Raw genomic sequence first — 21,249 nt, 5'->3', positions numbered from 1 at the left:
CGGCAGCCCCCCTGACGGCAGCCCCCCTCACGGCAGCGCCCCTGACGGCAGCCCGCTCATGGCATCACCCCCGCCCGTCTCGCCGCCACCACCGCCTCCAGGCGCGTGTGTGCCCCCAGTTTCCGCATCGCCGAGCGCAGGTAGCCCTTCACCGTCTCCGGGCGCAGCCCCAGCCGCTGCGCCGCCGCCGCGTTCGTCGCCCCCGAGGCCACCGCCGCCAGGACGTCCGTCTCGCGCGGGGTCAGCAACGGCGCCGGCGCGCGCCCCGGGGCGGCCTCGGGGGTGCCGGAGGCCGTCTCCAGGCGGCCGCACACCGCGAGCAGGCGGGCGCGCAGTTCCGGGTCGGCGACCTTCGGGGCCAGTTCGCGCAGCTCCCCGTATGCCTGCCGGACCTCCTCCCAGGAGGGTCCTGGGCTCGCCGCCCGCGCGTACAGCTCCCGTACCTCGTCCCGTACGGCGAAGGCCTGCTCCACGTCTCGGGCCGCGGCGACCGCCGCGTCGAAGACCCGCTCGCCGATCGGCAGGGCGTCGCGCAGCGCCCCGTACAGCACCCCGCGCACCTTGCGGCGTACGACGAGGGGCACCGCGATCACGGAACGCAGGCCCTCCGCCGAGACCGGGAGATCGTACTCGTGCGTGATGTGCCGGGCCGATGCGTAGTCCGTCACCGCGCACGGCCGCGACAGGGCCAGGCACTTCCCGCCCAGGCCGGAGCCGGTCGAGATCGTCAACCCGCGCAGCGCCGGCGTCACCGCCCCGTTCAGCTCGGCGATCCGCAGCGCGCGCCCGTCGTGCAGAAGGCCCCCGAACACCACCTGGAGACCGGTGGTGCGGCGCAGCCGCAGCAGGGCGCCGCGCAGCTCCACCGATTCGACGTGCTCGGGCACCGTGCGCTCTCCTTCTGCCTGACCGCCGGTCCGGTCCGCCGATCCGCGCGGTCACCCCCGAACGGGGGTAGTGAGACCTGGGTCACCGATTACACGATGTCCGGGACCGGTCCCGCAACGAGGAGGGCACATGACGGCAGCGAGCGCGACGGACGCGACCCAGGGGTTTCGGGCGGCCCGGGACTTCCTGCTCCAGCACCGTGAGGACTACGAGACGGCGTACGAGGGGTTCAGCTGGCCCCGGCCCGACCGTTTCAACTGGGCGCTCGAATGGTTCGACGTCATCGCCGCCGGAAACGAACGCACCGCCCTCCACATCGTCGAGGAGGACGGCACCGAGACGCGGCTGAGCTTCGCGGAGATGTCCGCCCGCTCCAACCGGGTCGCCAACTGGCTGCGCGCCCAGGGCGTCCGGCCCGGTGACCGGATCGTCGTCATGCTCGGCAACCAGGCCGAGCTGTGGGAGACCATGCTCGCCGCGATGAAGCTGCGCGCCGTCGTCATCCCCGCCACCCCGCTGCTCGGCCCCGCCGACCTGCGCGACCGGGTCGAGCGCGGCCGTGCCCGGCATGTGCTGGTCCGCGCCGAGGACACCGCCAAGTTCGACGACGTGCCCGGCGACTACACCCGGATCGCCGTCGGCGGCGACGGCGTGAGCTGGCTCGGATACGAGCACGCCTACCGCGAGTCCGCCGACTTCACCCCGGACGGCGTCACCCTCGCCGACGACACGCTCATGCTCTACTTCACCTCCGGCACCACAGCCCGCCCCAAACTCGTCGAGCAGACCCACACCTCGTACCCCGTCGGGCACCTGGCGACCATGTACTGGATCGGTCTCCAGCCCGGCGACGTGCACCTCAACATCTCCTCGCCCGGCTGGGCCAAGCACGCCTGGTCCAACCTCTTCGCCCCCTGGAACGCCGAGGCGACCGTCTTCATCCACAACTACAGCCGCTTCGACCCGGCCCGCCTGATGGCCGAGATGGACCGGCACGGCATCACCAGCTTCTGCGCCCCGCCCACCGTGTGGCGCATGCTCATCCAGGCCGACCTCGGGCAGCTGGCCACCCCGCCCCGCGAGGTCGTCGCCGCCGGCGAACCGCTCAACCCCGAGGTCATCGAGACCGTGCGGCGGGCCTGGGGCGTCACCATCCGGGACGGCTTCGGCCAGACCGAGACGGCCGTGCAGGTCTCCAACAGCCCGGGGCAGCGGCTCAAGGAAGGCTCGATGGGCCGGCCGAGCCCCGGCTACCGGGTGACCCTCGTCGACCCGGTCACCGGGCGCGCCGGCGTCGAGGAGGGCGAGATCTGTCTCGACCTCTCCGCCCACCCGGTGGGCCTGATGACCGGCTACCACGGCGACCCGGAGCGTACGGCCGAGGCGATGGCCGGCGGCTACTACCGCACCGGCGACATCGGCTCCCGCGACGCCGACGGCTACATCACGTACGTCGGGCGCGCCGACGACGTCTTCAAGGCGAGCGACTACAAGATCTCCCCGTTCGAGCTGGAGAGCGCGCTCCTGGAGCACGAGGCCGTCGCCGAGGCCGCCGTCGTCCCCGCCCCCGACCCGCTGCGGCTCGCCGTCCCCAAGGCGTACGTCGTCCTCGCGGCGGGCTGGCGGCCGGACGCCGACACGGCGAAGGCGCTCTTCGCGCACTCCCGCGAGGTCCTCGCGCCCTACAAGCGCATCCGCCGCATCGAGTTCGCCGACCTGCCCAAGACGGTGTCCGGCAAGATCCGCCGCGTGGAGCTGCGCCGGCTGACCGCCGAGGGCCAGGGCGGCACGGAGTACGCCGAGGGGGACCTCACGTGACCGCCGCCGCCCCGTCCTCCGGCCCTGCGGGTCCGGCCCCCTCCTCTGCCCCCGCCCCGTCCTCCACCACCCCGCTCTCGTACGCGCACGGCGCCGACCCCACGCCCCTCCTCGGCGACACCATCGCCGGCAACCTCGACCGGGCCGTCGCCGCCTGGCCCGAGCGGGAGGCGCTCGTCGACGTGCCGACCGGCCGCCGCTGGACGTACGCGGCGTTCGGCGCCGACGTCGACCGGCTGGCGGACGCGCTCCTCGGCAGCGGGGTGCGCAAGGGCGACCGTGTCGGCATCTGGGCGGTCAACCGCGCCGAGTGGGTGCTCGTGCAGTACGCGACCGCCCGCCTCGGCGCCATCATGGTCAACATCAACCCGGCCTACCGCTCCCACGAGTTGCGGTACGTCCTCGACCAGGCCGGCATCACCCTGCTGTTCGCCTCCCTCGCGCACAAGACCAGCGACTACCGGGCGATGGTCGAGGAAGTGCGGCCGGCGTGCCCGCAGCTGCGCGAGGTGGTCTACTTCGGCGACGCGAGCTGGGACGAACTCCTCGCACGCACCGCGCCGGAGGGCGTCCGGCCGGCCGCACTGTCCTGCGACGAACCCGTCAACATCCAGTACACCTCGGGGACGACGGGCTTCCCGAAGGGCGCCACCCTCTCCCACCACAACATCCTCAACAACGGGTACTTCGTCGGCGAGATGATCGCCTACACGGAGCAGGACCGGATCTGCATCCCCGTGCCCTTCTACCACTGCTTCGGCATGGTCATGGGCAATCTCGCCGCCACCTCGCACGGCGCCTGCATGGTGATCCCGGCCCCGTCCTTCGACCCGGCCGCCACCCTCCGCGCGGTGCAGGAGGAACGCTGTACCTCCCTGTACGGCGTGCCGACGATGTTCATCGCCGAACTCGGCCTGCCCGACTTCGCCTCGTACGACCTCTCCACCCTCCGCACCGGGATCATGGCGGGCTCGCCGTGCCCGGTGGAGGTGATGAAGCGGGTGGTCGCCGAGATGAACATGGCCGAGGTGTCCATCTGTTACGGCATGACGGAGACCTCGCCCGTCTCCACCCAGACCCGGCGCGACGACGACCTGGAGCGCCGCACGGGCACGGTCGGCCGGGTCATGCCGCACGTCGAGGTGAAGGTCGTCGACCCGGGCACCGGCCTCACCGCCCCGCGCGGCACCGCAGGCGAACTGTGCACCCGCGGCTACGGCGTGATGCTCGGCTACTGGGACGAGCCCGGGAAGACCGCCGAGGCGATCGACCCGGGCCGCTGGATGCACACCGGCGACCTCGCCGTGCTCCGAGAGGACGGCTACGTCCAGATCGTCGGCCGGATCAAGGACATGATCATCCGGGGCGGGGAGAACGTGTACCCGCGCGAGATCGAGGAGTTCCTCTACGCGCACCCGAAGATCGCGGACGTCCAGGTCGTCGGCGTCCCCGACGCACGCTACGGCGAGGAGATCCTGGCCTGCGTGATCCCGCGCGACCCGGCCGACCCGCCCACCCTGGACGACGTCACCGCCTTCTGCCGCGACCGCCTCGCGCACTACAAGATCCCCCGGCGCGTGGAGATCCTGGCCGAGTTCCCGATGACGGTGAGCGGGAAGGTACGGAAGGTGGAGCTGCGGGAGCGTTACGGGGCGGGCTGAACGGCCTGCTCCTGGGGACGGGCCTGCTCCCGGAGGCGCGCCCGTTCCTCGGGGCGCGCCTCGCGGCCTTCCGCCGGGCCTTCCTCGGAACGCGTCCGCTCCCGGGCCTGCGGCTCCGCGATCTCGCGGCGCATGCAGACCCGGGGCCAGGCGGCCAGTCCGTGCGCCGCCTCCGCGCGGCTGATCTCCCGCAGGCCCTCGCTGAGCTCCGGATCGCTCTCCTCCAGGCGGCGGAAGCCGAGCCGGGTGTAGTACGGGGCGTTCCACGGGACCTCGGTGAACGTCGTCAGGGTCAGCGCCGCGAGGCCCTGCTCCCGGGCGGCCGACGCCAGATGCTCGATGAGCGCCCGGCCGACGCCCCGCCGGGCGGCGTCCGGGTGGACCGAGACCTGTTCGATGTGGGCGGCGCCGTCCACGGTGTCGCTCAGCAGGTACCCGACGGGCCGGTCGGCCGCGTCCACCGCGACCCAGGCCCGGCCCGCGCTGCGGTAGCCCTCCAGGACGTCCAGCGGCAGGGGTTCGTCGTCGGCGATGTGCTCCATGCCCAGCGGGCGGAATGCCTCGCCCGCGGCGCGTTCGATGTCCTGGAGCAGGGGGAGTTCGGCCGGTGCGGCCGCTCGGATGCGCATACGCCAGTATGGCCCCGCCGGTGTGAAGAAGGCGTCAACCGGGTGGCGGCGGATCGGCGGGGACCCGGTCAGTCCGGGGCGCCGCTCGTGCAGGTCGGGCCGTTCTCCGGGTTCCAGCCGCGGCCGGTCGCGTAGCCGTCGTCCCGGTCGCCGCGGCGGACGAGCAGGCCGCCGTCACGGGAGAAGTGCGGCAGGAAGAGCGCCAGGGCGGGGTCGCCGTACAGCGCCACGTACAGCAGGACGTCCCTGCCGTCCGTGACCTCGCGGCGGTGCGCGGGCAGCGGGTGCCGTGCTCGCAGGCCCGCGAGGAGACGGCGGGCGGCCCGGGTGGTCGGCGGCACGCAGAGCAGCAGCGCGGCGGCGAGCACCGTCACGGCACCGAGCAGCACGGCCGGCGCGGTGACCCCCGTGGCGAGCAGGCCCACGCTCACGGTGACCGGCACGCAGGCCAGCAGGATCCGTGCCGCCCACAGCCGGCCGGGCGGGCGGAGCAGGCCCGTTCGACCGAGCTCCGCGCGCAGCGCGTCGAGCGCCTGGCGGGCCTTCGGGCGCGTGGCCAACACCCTCAGACCGACCGCTCGTTGCAGCGAGCGGTGCACGCCCAGCTGGAGCGGGTCGCGGGTCCGCCCGGCCCCGCCGTTGGCGCGAATCGTGCCCCGCCGCCCGGCCGCGACCGCCCCGCGCTGGTGCAGGGCGACCAGTGCGACGGTGACGGCCGCCCGCGGGCCGCCGCGCAGCAGCGCCAGGGCCTGCGGGGGCAGTTCGGGCCGCCCCCTGCTGCGGGTACGCAACAGCACGACCGCGAGTGCCAGTTGACCGAGTGTCACTCCGAAGAACCACCACGTCCCCGTCGTCATGGTGTTCACCCCCCGAGTGTGTTGTTCCCGGAGGAGGGCCGCTCGTCACCCGTGAATGGCCGGAAATGCTAGGCGGCTCCGGTGTCGACGAGGGTGTCGGCGGGGGCGTTGACGGGCTGCGGGGTCCCGGTGAGGTCGAGCACGAAGAGCGGGACGCCCAGGCCCTCGGCGCGCTCGTGGGCCTCGGGGGTGTAGCCCGCGAGGGAGAAGCAGACGCTGGTCGCCCCGTTGCTCAGCCCGTTCAGCCAGAGGCACTCCACGGCCCGCAGTCCCGTCGGCCGGGTGCTCGGGTCCACCTGCGCGACGAGCCCGGGCCCCCGCAGGTCCACGGCCACCGTCGACCGCTCCTCCGGCTGCACGACGTCCCGGAACCCCAGCCAGCGCAGATATCCGGCGGACGCCGCGACCGCGTCCCGCGCGGTCCTGATCGTCACGGGCCGGAAGGCGGGCCTGGCGGGGAGCGCGGCGGCCTGCTGGGCGCTGGGGAGGGTGTGGTGCGGGGGAGAGGGGTGACGCTGGGTGAAGGTGGGGTAGCCATCGGCGTCGATGTCGGCGTCGGCGTCGGTGTCCGTGTCGGCGTCGGCGTCTGCGTCGGTATCGATGTCGGGTACGGGGGAGTGGGCGGGGGCGGGCGCCGGGGTGCCGCTGCGTGCGGTCGGCCGGAGGGTGGCCTCGGGGGCGTCGTGGGACCGCGACCCGGGTGTGGCGGGTGCGGCGGTCGGGGTGGTGTCGGCGGCGGACCGGCCGTCATCGGCGTCGGCGGGTGCGACGGCGGACCCGCCGGCCGGGCCCCCGCCGCCCGCACGGTCCGCACCGTCCGCCCCGCCCCCGTCGTACCCGCCATCCGCACCGCGCGCACCGTCCGTCCCGCGCGCACCGTCCGTCCCGCCGGCTCCACCCGGCTCACCCGGCCCGCCGGGCCCCTCCGGCCCACCCGCCTCGTCCGTCCCCTCCGCCCCCTCCGCGTACCCCGTCCCCCTCACCGGCACCCGCAGCACCGCCCCGCACGCGCAGCCCAGCTCGGGGTGGGGCCAGTCGGAGGGGTGGGCGCAGGTGGGGCAGAGGACGGTGACCCATTCCTCGGACCAGTTGCGGTGGGTGACGGGCCGGGCGGTCGCGCCGTGGATCACCGGGGGCGCGATCGGGGTGCCGCAGACGCAGGGGAAGACGGGTGGCGCGTATCTCTGCGTACGGAGGCATTCCGGACAGCGCACCTGTACCGATTCACCCACACCGAACCCCCTCTGCTCCCGCACCCATCGTCCACCCTTCCGGCCGCCCGGGGGAGCCACTTCGGCCACCTCGGACGGTCTCCCCGCAGATCGTCTCTTGACGCCTCTCCTTCGACCCACCTACATTGCTTCCGTATAGTAGAACAGTATTTCCGCATTATGGAAACAAGGCGCTGAAGCCCCCCGCCGGAGCCCGGCGCGCTTGTCTCCTCCTGGCCGAAGCAGGAGCACTCCCATGCCTCGTATGACCGCCGCCGCAGCGGCCGTTGAGATCCTCAAGCGCGAAGGCGTCACCAACGCGTTCGGTGTGCCCGGCGCGGCCATCAACCCCTTCTACCGGGAGCTCAAGAACGTGGGCGGGATCGCCCACACCCTCGCCCGTCACGTCGAGGGCGCGTCCCACATGGCCGAGGGCTACACCCGCGCCAAGGCCGGCAACATCGGCGTCTGCATCGGTACGTCCGGCCCGGCCGGCACGGACATGATCACCGGCCTGTACTCGGCGATCGCCGACTCGATCCCGATCCTCTGCATCACCGGCCAGGCGCCGGTCTCGAAGCTCCACAAGGAGGACTTCCAGGCCGTCGACATCGCCAGCATCGCCAAGCCGGTCACCAAGGCCGCGACGACCGTCCTGGAGGCCGCGCAGGTCCCCGGTGTCTTCCAGCAGGCCTTCCACCTGATGCGCTCCGGCCGCCCCGGCCCGGTCCTCATCGACCTGCCGATCGACGTCCAGCTGACCGAGATCGAGTTCGACCCCGAGACGTACGAGCCGCTGCCGGTCTACAAGCCGACCGCGACCCGCGCCCAGGCCGCGAAGGCCCTGAGCTTCCTCCTGGAGTCCGAGCGCCCGCTGATCGTCGCCGGCGGCGGCATCATCAACGCCGACGCCACCGACCTGCTGGTCGAGTTCGCCGAGCTGACGAACATCCCGGTCATCTCCACCCTCATGGGCTGGGGCACCATCCCGGACGACCACGAGCTGGCGGCCGGCATGGTCGGCGTCCAGACCGCGCACCGCTACGGCAACGCGACCTTCCTGGAGTCCGACGTCGTCATCGGCATCGGCAACCGCTGGGCCAACCGCCACACCGGGTACAACCTGGAGGCGTACACCAAGGGCCGGAAGTTCGTCCACGTCGACATCGAGCCCACCCAGCTCGGCAAGATCTTCGCGCCGGACTACGGCATCGCCTCCGACGCCAAGGCCGCCCTGGAGCTCTTCATCGAGCTCGCCAAGGAGCTCAAGGCCGAGGGCAAGCTGCCGGACTTCTCCGCCTGGGCCGCCTCCGCGCAGGAGCGCAAGGCCACCCTGCAGCGCCGTACGCACTTCGACAACATCCCGATGAAGCCGCAGCGCGTCTACGAGGAGATGAACAAGGCCTTCGGCCAGGACACGCGCTACGTCACCACCATCGGCCTCTCCCAGATCGCGGCCGCGCAGTTCCTGCACGTCTACAAGCCGCGCCACTGGATCAACTGCGGCCAGGCCGGCCCGCTCGGCTGGACCATCCCGGCCGCCATCGGTGCCGCCACCGCGGACCCGGAGACCCCGGTCGTCGCCCTCTCCGGCGACTACGACTTCCAGTTCATGATCGAGGAGCTGGCGGTCGCCGCCCAGCACAAGGTCCCCTACGTCCACGTCCTCGTGAACAACGCCTACCTGGGCCTGATCCGCCAGGCACAGGGCGGCCTCGGCATCAACTTCGAGGTCAACCTCGAGTTCGAGAACATCAACACCCCGGAGATCGGCGTCTACGGCGTCGACCACGTCAAGGTCGCCGAGGGCCTGGGCGTCAAGGCGATCCGCGTCACCGACCCGGACAAGCTGGGCGAGGCGCTGGAGCAGGCCAAGAAGCTGGCCGTCGAGTTCCAGGTCCCGGTCGTCGTCGAGGCGATCCTGGAGCGCATCACCAACATCGCGATGAGCAAGACGGTCGACATGAGCGACGTCACCGAGTTCGAGGACCTGGCCACCGAGCCCGGCCACGCGCCCACCGCGATCAAGGCCCTCAAGGTCTGACCGGACCGGGTCCGACCACGCCAGGTCCGATCAGGGAGTCGTGAGACGGCCCCCGCCCCGACGAGCACCGGGGCGGGGGCCTCCCCGTGCCCGGATCGGCTCAGGCCCTAGGGTCCGGCCTGTGCCCGGACCAGCACCGACCCCGCCTCGGTCCAGTCGTACAGCACCGACCGCCCCGCCCTCCTGCGCCGTACGAGCCCGGCGTCCAGTAGCACCTTCAGGTGCCGCCCCACCGACCCGAGGCCCTGCCCTGTCAGCGCCACCAACTGGCTGGTCGACTTGGGGGTTTCGAGTCGTACGAGGACGCCGGCCCGGGCGCCGCCGAGCAGGGCGCCCAGGCCCTCGGGGACGGTGGGTCCCGCCGTGTCGGCCAGGGTGCCGGAGCACGCGTACACGATCGCGGACCGCTCCGTGCCCTCCCAGGACACCCAGCCCGTGGCCGGTGTCACCGGCACGAACAGCAGCCGGCCGCCGTCGACCCAACGCGGCGGATACGCGCGGGGGTTGACCTGGAGGCGGCCGTCGCCCAGCCAGCGCATCTTGCCGGGGCACAGTTCGTCGAGCGCCGCCGCCCAGCCGCCCTGGCCCAACCGCGCGGTTCTGGCCACCACATCGGCCTCCAGGACCCGGTGGCGGCGCGTCCAGTCGGGCAGTACCGTCTCCCGCCACACCCACTCCAGGACCCCTGCCATCCGGTGCGGCAGGTCGCGCGCCGAGCGCAGCGGATCCGGTACGGGGCCGCCCACGGACACCTCCAACTGGGGCACGGCGTCCGCCGGTTCGACCTCCCGGACCGCCTCGACCTCCTCCTCGAAGGTCTGCTCGCCCTCGCCCAGCGGCGTCGGCGTCAGGAAGTCGGCGTTCCACGTGCGCCCGAGGGCGGCCCGTACGAGCAGGGCGTCGACCGGATCGGCCGCGAGGCGGGCCCGGTACGCCGGGAGGTGACCGGCCAGCCAGGCGCGCTCGCCCGGGTGGCCGGCGGCCTCGGCGTGCAGGGTCTTCAGCGCGGCGACGGTCTCGGCGAGCGGGGAGATGACGAACCGTCCTCCGGCCAGGGAATCGGTGCCGATCTGCCACCAGCCCATGGGTCCACCCCGCTCTCGTTTCGCCCCCGCGCGAAACACTATCGGGCCTCCCGGCCCGTCCCCGAGACTCTCCGGCATGCCCCCGTACCCGCCCGCCCCCTCGTCACTCCCGGCCCCCCGGTACCGCGATCTGTTCCGTACCCCCGAATTCACCCCGCTCTTCCTCAGCGGCGCCGCCCAGATCGCCGCCCAGACCGTGTCGGGCCTCGGCCTCGCCACCCTCGTGTTCCGGGCGACGGGCTCCCCGCTGCTCTCCGCGCTCGCCATGTTCGGGCCCGCGCTCGCCCAGCTGGTCGGCGCCACCACGCTCCTGTCGGCCGCGGACCGGCTGCCGCCCCGCGCGGCCCTCACCGGAGTCTCGCTCGCCTTCGCGGCCGGCACCGCCGCCCAGACGGTCCCCGGGCTGCCCGTCGGGGCGGTCTTCGCGATCCTCTTCGTCCAGGGGCTCGTCGGCTCCCTGGGCGGGGGCGTGCGGTACGGGCTGCTGCGCGAGGTGCTGCCCGCCGAGGCCTTCCTGCTGGGACGTTCCGTCTTCAACATGTCGACCGGCGTCTGCCAGATCGCCGGGTTCGCGACGGGCGGGCTGCTGCTGGCGCTGCTCTCGCCGCGCGGCACCCTGGCGACCGGCGCGGCCCTCTACCTCCTGGCGGCCCTGGTCGCCGGGCGTGGCCTGTCCCGGCGGGCCCCGCGGGCGAGCGGCCGGGTCTCGGTCGCGGAGACCTGGCGGACGAACGCGCGGCTCTGGGCCTCGGGGCCCCGGCGGCGGGTCTATCTGGCCCTCTGGGTGCCCAACGGCCTGATCGTCGGCTGCGAGTCGCTCTTCGTGCCGTACGCCCCCGAGCGCGCGGGGCTGCTGTTCGCCTGTGCCGCGCTCGGGATGCTGGCCGGGGACATCGCGGTGGGACGGTTCCTGCCGGCGGGGCTCCGGGGCCGGGCCGCCGCGCCGCTCCAGGCGCTGCTGGCGGCCCCGTACCTGCTCTTCGCGCTCGACCCGGCGCTGCCGTACGCGGTCGCCGCGATCACGGTGTCGGCCGTCGGCTACGGCGCGAGCCTGCTCTATCAGGAGCGGCTGATGGCGCTGGTCCCCGAGGAGCTGAGCGGGCACGCGCTGGGGCTGCACACCTCCGGGATGCTCGCCTTCCAGGGGCTGAGCGCGGCCCTCGCCGGCGGCCTCGCCCAACTCACCTCGCCCGCCACGGCGATGAGCCTGCTGGCCGTGGCCTCGCTGGCGGTCACCCTCGTCCTCGGTCTCGCCGGGCGGCCGGTGACCGTGGCCGGGAAGCGGAAAAGGGCCGAGGCCTGACCCCTGTGCGTGGGTCAGGCCTCGGCCTTGGTGCGCGCGGTGCGGGACCGTAAACCGCACTGCGCACGTGGTGCCCGCCCGACGGTGCGAGGCTGGCGCGACAGGACGTTCGCGCCGCCGGGCGGAGTCCGTGGTCCTCCCCGGGCGCCGGAGCGCCGTGGGGGAGGGGCGTTGGGACCGCGGCGGTACCGACGGGCGCGCCGGCGGTTCCCCTCCCTTCAGGTCAGGAAGGGGGCCGGGCGTCCTTACCACCGCACTGGCTCGGAGCCGCCGCGGTCCTCACGCTGTCCGGTTCACCGGCCACCCCTCATCCGGGCCGGTGTCCCGGACCGCGTACAGTGCTGACCTCCCGTCAGGCACCGTACGCTGTCTGGGTGTTCGGAGGATCAGTCCTCGCGCAGGGCGCGGACGGCCTCCTCGACGCGCTTGCCGTACTCGGCGTCGGCGGCGGCGAAGTGGGCGATGTTCTTCTCGATGATGTCCTCGCGGGACACCTGGGAGAGGCCGCCGGCGATGTTGGCGATCAGGCGGCCCTTCTCGTCCTCGGACATCAGGCGGTAGAGCTCGCCGGCCTGGAAGAAGTCGTCGTCCTTGGCGTGCTGCGGCGCCTCGTGGGTGCCGGTCCAGCCGTGGATGGCGAGCGGCGCGGACAGCGCGGCGTCGGTCTGCTTCGGACCCGAGTACGAGTTGGGCTCGTAGTTCTTGTCGTGGCGCGAGCCGTTGCGGGTGGCCATGTAGCCGTCGCGGCCGTAGTTGTCCGCGGAGGTCGCCTTGGGGGCGTTCACCGGCAGCTGGGTGTGGTTGACGCCGAGGCGGTAGCGGTGGGCGTCCGCGTAGGCGAAGAGACGGCCCTGGAGCATCTTGTCGGGCGAGGGGCCGATGCCAGGAACGAAGTTGTTCGGGGAGAACGCGGCCTGCTCGACCTCGGCGAAGACGTTGTCCGGGTTGCGGTCGAGGACCAGCCGGCCCACGCGCCGCAGCGGGTAGTCGCTGTGCGGCCACACCTTGGTGAGGTCGAACGGGTTGAAGCGGTAGTCGGCGGCCTCGGCGGCCGGCATCACCTGGACGTAGAGGGTCCAGGAGGGGCTCACGCCGCGCTCGATCGACTGGAGCAGGTCGGTCTGGTGCGAGTTGGCGTCCTTGCCGACGAGCTCGGCGGCCTGCTCGGCGGAGAGGGAGCGGATGCCCTGGTTCGTCTTGAAGTGGTACTTGACGAAGAAGGCCTCGCCCGCCTCGTTGGTCCACTGGTAGGTGTGGGAGCCGTAGCCGTTCATGTGGCGGTACGAGGCGGGGATGCCGCGGTCGCCCATGAGCCAGGTCACCTGGTGGGTCGCCTCGGGGGCGTGCGCCCAGAAGTCCCAGACGTTGTCCGGCTCCTGCTTGCCCGTGAAGGGGTCGCGCTTCTGGGAGTGGATGAAGTCGGGGAACTTGATCGGGTCCTTGATGAAGAACACCGGGGTGTTGTTGCCGACGAGGTCGTAGTTGCCCTCTTCGGTGTAGAACTTCAGCGCGAAGCCGCGCGGGTCGCGGACCGCGTCCGCGCCACCCAGCGAGTCGGCCACGGTGGAGAAGCGCAGGAAGGTCTCGGTCTTCTTGCCGACCTGGGAGAGGAAGTCCGCCTTGGTGTAGGCCGTGACGTCGTCGGTCACCTCGAAGTAGCCGTACGCGCCGGAGCCGCGGGCGTGCACCACGCGCTCCGGGATGCGCTCACGGTTGAAGCGCGCGAGCTTCTCGAGCAGGTGCTGGTCCTGGAGCAGGAGGGGGCCACCGACGCCGGCGGTGGCGGAGTTCTGGTTGTCGGCGACAGGGGCGCCGGACTCGGTCGTAAGCACGCGCTTCGACATCGTGACCTTCCGTACGGGAGCTGCACTGCTGGGAGTGCTCTGGAGCGTATGTAGGCCCGCCGAGCAGCGTCAACAGTTTGTTGAAATTGAAGTGTGGTGTTCCGGACGGCGGCGACGCCTGGGCGCGACAGGACAGGTGTCAGCGCCGCCGCCGCCCGGAAATCAGGGCCCCGTCAGGACGGGGGGCGGGGTCAGACCTGCTGGCCGGAGAGACGCTCGACGGCGCGCAGCAGGGCCGAGTGGTCCAGGCCGCCGTCGCCCTGGGCGCGCAGCGACGCGACCAGCTGGGCGACCACGGCGCCGACCGGGAGGGCCGCACCGACGTTGCGGGCGGCGTCGGTGACGATGCCCATGTCCTTGTGGTGCAGGTCGATCCGGAAGCCGGGCTTGAAGTCCCGGTTCAGGAAGTTGTCCTTCTTGCGGGTCAGGACCGTGGAGCCGGCCAGACCGCCGTTGAGGACGTCCAGGGCGGCCTGGAGGTTCACGCCGGACTTCTCGAGGAAGACCACGGCCTCGGCGCACGCCTGGATGTTCACGGCGACGATCAGCTGGTTGGCCGCCTTCACCGTCTGGCCGGAACCGTGCGGGCCGCACAGGACGATGACCTTGCCGAGGGCCTCCAGGATCGGGAGGGCCTCGTCGAAGTCGGCCTGCTCGCCACCCACCATGATCGACAGGACGGCCTCGATGGCGCCGGCCTCGCCGCCGGAGACGGGGGCGTCGATGACGCGGATGCCCTTCTCCTTGGCGTTCTTCGCCAGGTCGACCGAGGTCTGCGGGGTGATCGACGACATGTCGATGACCAGCGCGCCCGGCTTCGCGTTCTCCAGGATGCCGGCGGGGCCGTACGAGATGGCCTCGACCTGCGGGGAGGCGGGCACCATCGTGATGACCACGTCGGCGTCCTTGACGGCCTCGGCGATCGAGCCGGCGACGGTGCCGCCCGCCGCGGCGAGGCGGTCCAGCTTGTCCTGCTCCAGGGTGAAGCCGGTGACCGAGTAGCCGGCCTTGATCAGGTTCTCGGACATGGGGGAGCCCATGATGCCGAGACCGATCCACGCGATCGCGGGGCGGGTGGGCTGGGAGGAGTCAGCAAGGGTGCTCATGAGGGTGCCTCTCAAAACAAGGTGGTACGGGGAGGGGGCCTGCGTCAGCGGGCGGGGCGGGCCTCGGGGGCGAGCCATGCGAAGGACGTGGCGGCGTCGGCGGCCTTGTACTCCAGGCCCACCCAGCCGTCGTAACCGGCCTTCCTCAGCTCGTCGAGGAGCTGCTCCAGCGGCAGCTCGCCGGTGCCCGGTGCGCCACGGCCCGGCTTGTCGGCGATCTGGACGTGGCCGGTCCTGTCCGCGTACTCCGCGATGACCCGGCTGACGTCCTCGCCGTTCATGGCCAGGTGGTAGATGTCGAGGAGGAACTTGGCGTTGCCGAGGCCGGTGGCCGTGTTCACCTTGTCGACGATCTCGACGCCGGCGGGGGCGCTCACCAGCGGGTAGAGCGGCGACTCCGGCTTGTTGAGGGTCTCGATCAGCAGGATCGCGCCCACCCGGTCGGCCGCGCGGGCGGCCAGCACCAGGTTCTCCAGGGCGAGCTCGTCCTGGACGGCCGGGTCCACACCCTCGACGCGGTTGCCGTAGAGCGCGTTGAGCGCCTTGCAGCCGACCGAGGCCGCGAAGTCCGCGGCGATGTCGATGTTGGCCCGGAAGCGGTCGGACTCCTCACCGGGCACCGAGACCGCGCCGCGGTCCGGGCCGGGGAGTTGTCCGGCGTAGAAGTTCAGGCCCACCAGCTGGGTGCCGGCGTCCTCAAGAGCCTTCTTGAGGGCGTCGAGCTCGCTCTGCTCGGGGGTGGCGGTGTCGATCCAGGGCCACCACAGCTCGACCGCGGTGAAGCCCGCCGCGGCGGCGGCCGCGGGGCGCTCCAGGAGCGGGAGTTCCGTGAAGAGGATCGACAGGTTCACATCGAAGCGCTGGTCCGTGTATCCCATGAGGGGCGGCGCTCCTTCCGTATTGCGGAAGTAAGTTTCTGTCTGACGGAATGTTGCAAGTGGACCGGCCGACTTGTCAAGGGCTCCCCGCAGGTCCGGGGCTCCCGTGGCTCGTGGCCGGGCCGTAGCGTGGGGGCATGGTGCGTTTGAGAGTGGAGTTCACGACCGAGCCGTTCGACCTGGAAGAGGCGCCGGCGCACGCGGTCGTGGCACGTGAGGTCATCCAGTCGGCCGAACTGGACGCGGTCGATGTGGGGCCCTTCGGCAACACGGCGGAAGGCGGTGCCGACGCGGTGCTCACCGCGGTGGACGCGCTGCTGCGCAAGTCCCTGGAGGCCGGGGCGACCCGGGTCTCGCTCCAGGTGAACGTGATCGGTGAGTCGCGGGACTCCCAGGGCTCCAAGGAGGGGGAGAAGTGAACGAACACCCCCTGGTGGCGGCGGTGAAGCCGCTCGTCGACGCGATGGGCGCCGAGCTGCTGGTGCCGGAGCAGGCCGGAGTGGACGACGTGGTGCTCGCCTGGGAGGGCGAGGACGTGCTCGCGGTGCGGCTGCCGCAGCTGTCCGAATCGCTGGATCACATTCTGGCCGCGATGGAACGGCGGCACGGGATGCCGCTCGCCGAGCTCGACCGCAAGAGCAAGCAGGAGGTCGTGCGGATCCTGGAGGCACGGGGTGCCTTCTCCGTGCGTCATGGAGTGGAGACGGTGGCGGGGGCGCTGGGCGTCAGTCGCTTCACCGTGTACAACTACCTGAACAGGGAGACCGCCCTGAACAGGGAAAAGGCCCCCAAGGGCGGGTAGTTGATCATGAGTGACCACAAGCCGTCGTCCAGATGTCGGGACGACGGCTTTTGTGTGGCCGAGTTTTCAACAAAGTGTTGACGTCGTGTTGCGGAGGGCGTTAGCTATCCGCAGCCCGTCCGACGCACAGCGAAAAACAGCCACGGAGGCTTCCCGTGACTTCAGGTACGACACCGGGTCTCACCCGGTTCAACACCTCGGCGGACGGCGACGCCGTCGCCGCACTCCACGAGGTGTGCTCCAGTTCGGCGTGGGGGAGCAAGCTGCTCGCCCAGCGCCCGTACGCCACCGCGGAAGCCCTCTTCCTCGCCAGTGACGCCGCCACGGCGGAACTGACCACCGAGGACCTGGCCGACGCGATGGCGGGCCACCCGCCGATCGGTCGTCCGAAGGCAGGGGACCCGACCTCCTCCCGCGAGCAGAGCGGGATGGCCGGCGCCTCCGCGGAGCTCAAGGCCGAGATGCTCGCACTCAACCTGGCCTACCAGGACAAGTTCGGGCATGTCTTCCTCATCTGCGCCACCGGCAGGACCGGCGAGCAGATGCGCGACGCGGTCCGCGAGCGGATCGAGAACTCGCCCGAGCAGGAGCGGGAGATCGTCCGCACCGAACTGGGCAAGATCAACCGCATCCGTCTGACCCGTCTCGTCGAGACCGAGGAAGAGAACTGATGAGCACCGACACCTCGGCTTCGCCGAGCAGCTCCGTGTCCACCCACATCCTGGACACCAGCGTCGGCCGTCCGGCCGAGGGCGTGGCGATCACGCTCGCGGCCCGCGCCGGCTCCGACGCGGAGTGGACCGCCCTGGGCGGCTCCGCCACCGACGCGGACGGGCGATGCAAGGACCTCCCGGCCCTGCCGGAGGGCACGACCCACGTACGGCTCGACTTCCAGACCGAGGCGTACTTCCTGAGCAAGCAGAACAAGCAAGCCGAGGCGCAGCAGGACGCCCCCGCGAATCGGGACAGCGGCACGACCGGAGCGTTCTTCCCGGAGGTGGCGATCACGTTCGCCGTCGTCCCGGGCGAGCACTACCACGTGCCGCTGCTGCTCAACCCGTTCGGCTACTCCGTTTACCGAGGGAGCTAGCAGACATGACACCCCTTTCCCGCCCTGCCCACCCTGTGATCCTCGGCCAGAACCAGTACGGCAAAGCAGAGAACCGCGTCGTCAGGATCACGCGGGACGGCGCGACCCACCACATCAAGGACCTGAACGTCTCCGTCGCCCTCTCCGGTGACCTCGACGACGTCCACCTCACCGGCTCGAACGCCCACTGCCTCCCCACCGACACGACGAAGAACACCGTCTTCGCGTTCGCCAAGGAGTACGGCATCGAGTCCGCCGAGCAGTTCGGCATCCACCTGGCCCGTCACTTCGTGACCAGCCAGGAGCCGATCCACCGGGCCCGCATCCAGATCGAGGAGTACTCCTGGGAGCGGATCGCCGGCTCGGACGCCAACTCCAAGTTCATCGGCTCGGACGAGGTCAACCACTCCTTCGTCCGCAAGGGCCAGGAGACCCGCGTCACCCAGATCACCTATGACGGCAAGAACTGGGAGGTCATCTCCGGCCTCAAGGACCTCGTCGTCATGAACTCCACCAACTCGGAGTTCTGGGGCTACATCAAGGACAAGTACACGACCCTCCAGGAGGCTTACGACCGCATCCTGGCCACGCAGGTGTCCGGCCGCTGGCGGTTCAACTGGACCGACGACGAGCAGCGGATGCCCAACTGGGAGCGGTCCTACGAGCAGACCCGGAAGCACATGCTCGAGGCCTTCGCGGAGACGTACTCGTACTCCCTCCAGCAGACGCTTTACCAGATGGCCACGCGGATCATCAACCACCGTTCGGAGATCGACGAGGTCCGTTTCTCGCTCCCGAACAAGCACCACTTCCTGGTCGACCTCGAGCCCTTCGGTCTGAAGAACGACAACGAGGTCTACTACGCCGCCGACCGCATGTACGGCCTCATCGAGGCCACGGTCCTGCGCGACGGCGCCTCGGCGCAGATCCCGGTCGACATGACCAACCTCTAAGCGGCACTGAGTGCTCGCCCCCGCCCGCCCCGCAGTCGGGCGGGGGCGTGCGCACCGGAGGGAACTTCCATGGCACAGCCTGCAAAGGGGCCGGCAACCGCCGAAGGCCCGTGTTCCACCCCGTCCACCACCGAGGCCGCCTGCCACCCGGTGGACGAGAAACTCCCCGCCTCGCGGCTCGTCCCCGCGGCACTCCAGCACATCGCCGCCATGTACGCGGGCGTCGTCACCCCTCCGCTCATCGTCGGCCAGGCGGTCGGCCTGGACACCGCCGGCATGACCCGGCTCATCGCAGCCAGCCTGCTGATCGCCGGCTGCGCGACCATCCTGCAGACCCTCGGCCTCGGCCGCTTCGCCGGCAACCGGCTCCCGTTCGTGAACGCGGCCTCCTCGGCCGGCATCACCCCGATGCTCGCCATCGCCGAGAACACCGCCCCGGGACACCAACTCCCCGCCATCTACGGCGCGGTGATGGTCGCCGGAGTCTTCTGCCTCGCCGTCGGCCCCTTCTTCGGCCGGCTCCTGCGCTTCTTCCCGCCGCTCGTCACCGGCGTCGTCATCACCCTCATCGGGGTCACCCTGATGCCCGTGCCGGTCGGCTGGGCCCAGGGCGGCGACAAGAACGCCGCCGACTTCGGTGCCATGAAGTACCTGGCGCTGGCCGGCTTCACCCTCGTCGTCGTCCTGCTCTTCCAGCGCTTCGGCAAGGGCTTCGTCAAGCAGATCGCCCTGCTGCTCGGCCTGTTCATCGGCACGCTCGCCGCGGTCCCCTTCGGCATGGCCGACTTCACCGCCCTGCGGGAGGCCCCGGTCGCCGCGCTGCCCGCGCCCTTCGCCTTCGGCGCCCCCGAGTTCCAGCCCGCCGCGATCCTCTCCCTGTGCCTCGTGATGCTGGTCCTGATGACCGAGTCCAGCGCCGGCATGCTCGCCCTCGGCGAGATCTGCGAACGGCGCAGCGACGGCCGGACCATCACCCGCGGACTGCGCACCGACGGCATCGCCACCCTGCTCGGCCCCGTCTTCGGCGGCTTCCCCACCTCGGCCTTCGCCCAGAACGTCGGCGTCGTCTCGCTGACCCGGGTGCGCAGCCGGTACGTCGTCGCCGTCGCCGGCGGCGCCCTCCTCGTCCTCGGCGCCTTCCCGGTGCTCGGCGCGGTGGTCTCCCTGGTGCCCATGCCGGTCCTCGGCGGCGCGGGCATCGTGCTCTTCGGCTCGATCGCCGTGAGCGGCATCCGGACCCTGTCCGAGGCCGGACTCGACGACAGCTCCAACATCATCCTGGTGGCCGTCGCGCTCGGAGCGGGCATCATCCCGCTCGCCGCACCCACCTTCTACGCCGGATTCCCCGCCTGGGCGCAGACCGTGCTCGGGTCCGGCATCAGCGCGGGGGCGCTCGTCGCCGTCCTGCTGAACCTCTTCTTCCACCATCTCGGCACCCGGAGCCGTCACGCGGCTCCGGCACTCAAATCCTCCTAGGGTCCTGCCGTGCCCAACCATCCCCCCAGGAATGAAGGAAGCACCGTCATGGCAGCACCTTCGGCAGCCCAGCGCATCGTCATCGAGAACGCGGCGATCGCGACCGTCGACGCGAACGACACCGAGTACGCCACCGGTTACCTCGTCGTCGCCGACAACAAGATCGAGTCCATCGGTGCCGGGAAGGCCCCCGAGGGCCTGGAGAACGTGGTCCGGCGGATCGACGCCACCGGCCATCTGATCACGCCGGGTCTCGTCAACACCCACCACCACTTCTACCAGTGGATCACCCGGGGTCTCGCGACCGACCACAACCTCTTCAACTGGCTGGTCGCGCTCTACCCGACCTGGGCCCGCATCGACGAGCAGATGGTGCGCGTCGCCGCCCAGGGATCGCTGGCGATGATGGCCCGCGGCGGTGTCACCACCGCCATGGACCACCACTACGTCTACCCGCAGGGCTCCGGCGACCTGTCCGGCGCCATCATCGGTGCCGCCAGTGACATGGGCGTCCGCTTCACCCTCGCCCGCGGCTCCATGGACCGCAGCCAGAAGGACGGCGGCCTGCCGCCGGACTTCGCCGTCGAGACCACCGAGGGCGCGCTCGCCGCGACCGAGGAGACCGTCAGGAAGTTCCACGACGCCTCCTTCGACTCGATGACCCAGGTCGCCGTCGCCCCCTGTTCGCCCTTCTCCATCTCCACCGAACTGCTCCGGGAGGGCGCGGCGCTCGGCCGCCGCCTGGGCGTGCGCATGCACACCCACGGCTCGGAGACCGTGGAGGAGGAGAAGTTCTGCCACGAGCTCTTCGGCATGGGCCCCACGGACTACTTCGAGTCCACCGGCTTCCTCGGCGAGGACGTGTGGATGGCGCACTGCGTCCACATGAACGACTCCGACATCGCGGCCTTCGCCCGCACCAAGACCGGTGTGGCGCACTGCCCGTCCTCCAACGCGCGCCTCGCCGCCGGCATCGCCCGCGTACCCGACATGCTCAAGGCGGGCGTGCCGGTCGGCCTCGGCGTCGACGGCACCGCCTCCAACGAGTCGGGCGAACTCCACACCGAGCTGCGCAACGCCCTCCTGATCAACCGGCTCGGCGCCCACCGCGAGGCCGCGCTCAACGCCCGCCAGGCCCTGCGCCTCGGCACCTACGGCGGTGCGCAGGTCCTCGGCCGCGCCGACAGCATCGGCTCGCTGGAGGCCGGCAAGCTGGCCGACTTCGTGCTCTGGAAGATCGACGGCCTCGGCCACTCGTCCATCGCCGACCCGGTCACCGCCATCGTCTTCGGCGCGGCCGCCCCGGTCACCGCGTCCTTCGTCAACGGCAGGCAGATCGTGGAGAACAACCGTCTGCTGACCGCCGACGAGGACCGGATCGCGCGCGACGCGCGCACGGAGGCGCAGCGCCTGGCCCGTATCGCGGCCCAGGCCTGACCCTCCCCAAGGAGTCCGGTCGAGGGGGACGGCCCTCGACCGGTCGCCGCGGGCCCGAGCGGGGTCCGCGGCAGCCGGACCGGGGGGTGACGTGCGCCCAGTCGTACGCACCCCCTGGGACGGTGAACGGTTTCCGCGCCCCACCCGGGCTTTCCCCATCGGACACC

Annotated in this window: 19 protein-coding genes; 11 read left to right on the top strand and 8 right to left on the bottom strand. The window is 71.6% G+C overall.

Annotation, left to right across the window (positions count from 1 at the left end):
• Window positions 1–56: 56 nt before the first annotated feature.
• Complete coding sequence (locus ACZ3ZE_RS10760) at window positions 57–887, bottom strand: helix-turn-helix transcriptional regulator (RefSeq protein WP_361174962.1); 831 nt, start codon at window positions 885–887, stop codon at window positions 57–59.
• 130 nt (window positions 888–1,017) lie between these two features.
• Here ACZ3ZE_RS10760 and ACZ3ZE_RS10755 point away from each other — a divergent pair, with 130 nt between their 5' ends.
• On the top strand, window positions 1,018–2,706 hold the full coding sequence (locus ACZ3ZE_RS10755) for an AMP-binding protein (protein WP_361174959.1): 1,689 nt from the start codon (window positions 1,018–1,020) through the stop codon (window positions 2,704–2,706).
• 122 nt (window positions 2,707–2,828) lie between these two features.
• A complete protein-coding gene (locus tag ACZ3ZE_RS10750) occupies window positions 2,829–4,367 on the top strand; it encodes an AMP-binding protein (RefSeq protein WP_467258583.1) in 1,539 nt (512 codons plus the stop codon).
• On the opposite strand, the gene ACZ3ZE_RS10745 is transcribed toward ACZ3ZE_RS10750, so the two are convergent.
• The 3 genes from ACZ3ZE_RS10745 to ACZ3ZE_RS10735 form a co-directional block, all read right to left on the bottom strand.
• Window positions 4,352–4,996 carry a GNAT family N-acetyltransferase gene (locus tag ACZ3ZE_RS10745; protein ID WP_361174956.1) on the bottom strand — a complete coding sequence of 215 codons (645 nt, stop codon included), beginning with the start codon at window positions 4,994–4,996 and terminating at the stop codon, window positions 4,352–4,354. The two genes, ACZ3ZE_RS10750 and ACZ3ZE_RS10745, sit on opposite strands and share 16 nt — an antisense overlap.
• A gap of 68 nt (window positions 4,997–5,064) precedes the next feature.
• The gene (locus ACZ3ZE_RS10740) at window positions 5,065–5,853 is read right to left on the bottom strand and encodes a TIGR04222 domain-containing membrane protein (protein ID WP_363290951.1); all 789 of its coding nucleotides are present in this window, start codon (window positions 5,851–5,853) and stop codon (window positions 5,065–5,067) included.
• A 68-nt stretch (window positions 5,854–5,921) separates the two neighbouring features.
• On the bottom strand, window positions 5,922–6,983 hold the full coding sequence (locus ACZ3ZE_RS10735) for a hypothetical protein (RefSeq protein WP_467258426.1): 1,062 nt from the start codon (window positions 6,981–6,983) through the stop codon (window positions 5,922–5,924).
• A 337-nt stretch (window positions 6,984–7,320) separates the two neighbouring features.
• Here ACZ3ZE_RS10735 and gcl point away from each other — a divergent pair, with 337 nt between their 5' ends.
• Window positions 7,321–9,108: a glyoxylate carboligase gene (gene gcl, locus ACZ3ZE_RS10730; protein ID WP_361174953.1), complete on the top strand. Its 1,788-nt coding sequence runs from the start codon at window positions 7,321–7,323 to the stop codon at window positions 9,106–9,108.
• Between the two features lie 107 nt (window positions 9,109–9,215).
• Here the strand turns inward: gcl and ACZ3ZE_RS10725 are convergent, their stop codons facing one another.
• Window positions 9,216–10,193, bottom strand: coding sequence for an ArsR/SmtB family transcription factor (locus ACZ3ZE_RS10725; protein WP_361174950.1), 978 nt, complete (start codon window positions 10,191–10,193; stop codon window positions 9,216–9,218).
• 76 nt (window positions 10,194–10,269) lie between these two features.
• On the opposite strand from ACZ3ZE_RS10725, the gene ACZ3ZE_RS10720 reads away from it, so the two are divergent.
• Complete coding sequence (locus tag ACZ3ZE_RS10720) at window positions 10,270–11,496, top strand: MFS transporter (protein ID WP_361622895.1); 1,227 nt, start codon at window positions 10,270–10,272, stop codon at window positions 11,494–11,496.
• Between the two features lie 386 nt (window positions 11,497–11,882).
• On the opposite strand, the gene ACZ3ZE_RS10715 is transcribed toward ACZ3ZE_RS10720, so the two are convergent.
• The 3 genes from ACZ3ZE_RS10715 to ACZ3ZE_RS10705 all read right to left on the bottom strand — a co-directional run bounded on the left by ACZ3ZE_RS10715 (window position 11,883) and on the right by ACZ3ZE_RS10705 (window position 15,324).
• Window positions 11,883–13,340, bottom strand: a complete 1,458-nt coding sequence (locus tag ACZ3ZE_RS10715) for a catalase (protein WP_361174944.1) — start codon at window positions 13,338–13,340, stop codon at window positions 11,883–11,885.
• Between the two features lie 191 nt (window positions 13,341–13,531).
• Entirely contained in the window at window positions 13,532–14,446 is a 915-nt protein-coding gene (locus ACZ3ZE_RS10710) for a 2-hydroxy-3-oxopropionate reductase (protein WP_363290883.1), read from the bottom strand.
• A gap of 44 nt (window positions 14,447–14,490) precedes the next feature.
• Window positions 14,491–15,324, bottom strand: coding sequence for a TIM barrel protein (locus tag ACZ3ZE_RS10705; protein ID WP_442305148.1), 834 nt, complete (start codon window positions 15,322–15,324; stop codon window positions 14,491–14,493).
• A 140-nt stretch (window positions 15,325–15,464) separates the two neighbouring features.
• Here ACZ3ZE_RS10705 and ACZ3ZE_RS10700 point away from each other — a divergent pair, with 140 nt between their 5' ends.
• The 7 genes from ACZ3ZE_RS10700 (at window position 15,465) to ACZ3ZE_RS10670 (ending at window position 21,082) form a co-directional block, all read left to right on the top strand.
• A complete protein-coding gene (locus ACZ3ZE_RS10700) occupies window positions 15,465–15,743 on the top strand; it encodes a thiamine-binding protein (protein WP_361623093.1) in 279 nt (92 codons plus the stop codon).
• Between the two features lie 44 nt (window positions 15,744–15,787).
• Window positions 15,788–16,126 carry a helix-turn-helix domain-containing protein gene (locus tag ACZ3ZE_RS10695; RefSeq protein WP_361175023.1) on the top strand — a complete coding sequence of 113 codons (339 nt, stop codon included), beginning with the start codon at window positions 15,788–15,790 and terminating at the stop codon, window positions 16,124–16,126.
• 155 nt (window positions 16,127–16,281) lie between these two features.
• Entirely contained in the window at window positions 16,282–16,797 is a 516-nt protein-coding gene (gene uraD, locus ACZ3ZE_RS10690; RefSeq protein WP_361174936.1) for a 2-oxo-4-hydroxy-4-carboxy-5-ureidoimidazoline decarboxylase, read from the top strand.
• Entirely contained in the window at window positions 16,797–17,216 is a 420-nt protein-coding gene (uraH, locus tag ACZ3ZE_RS10685) for a hydroxyisourate hydrolase (protein WP_361174933.1), read from the top strand. Before uraD ends, uraH begins: the two co-directional genes overlap by 1 nt.
• A gap of 5 nt (window positions 17,217–17,221) precedes the next feature.
• Window positions 17,222–18,169, top strand: a complete 948-nt coding sequence (gene pucL / locus ACZ3ZE_RS10680; protein WP_361174930.1) for a factor-independent urate hydroxylase — start codon at window positions 17,222–17,224, stop codon at window positions 18,167–18,169.
• A 69-nt stretch (window positions 18,170–18,238) separates the two neighbouring features.
• A complete protein-coding gene (locus tag ACZ3ZE_RS10675) occupies window positions 18,239–19,645 on the top strand; it encodes a nucleobase:cation symporter-2 family protein (protein ID WP_361174927.1) in 1,407 nt (468 codons plus the stop codon).
• Window positions 19,646–19,693: 48 nt separating this feature from the next.
• Window positions 19,694–21,082 (top strand): 8-oxoguanine deaminase, encoded by a 1,389-nt coding sequence (locus ACZ3ZE_RS10670; RefSeq protein ID WP_467258424.1) that lies wholly within the window; start codon window positions 19,694–19,696, stop codon window positions 21,080–21,082.
• Window positions 21,083–21,249 lie beyond the last annotated feature (167 nt).

The organism is Streptomyces sp. NPDC023157 (assembly GCF_055560575.1).
Note: the sequence above shows the minus strand (reverse complement) of the source record. Positions and strands in the feature narration are given on the sequence as shown.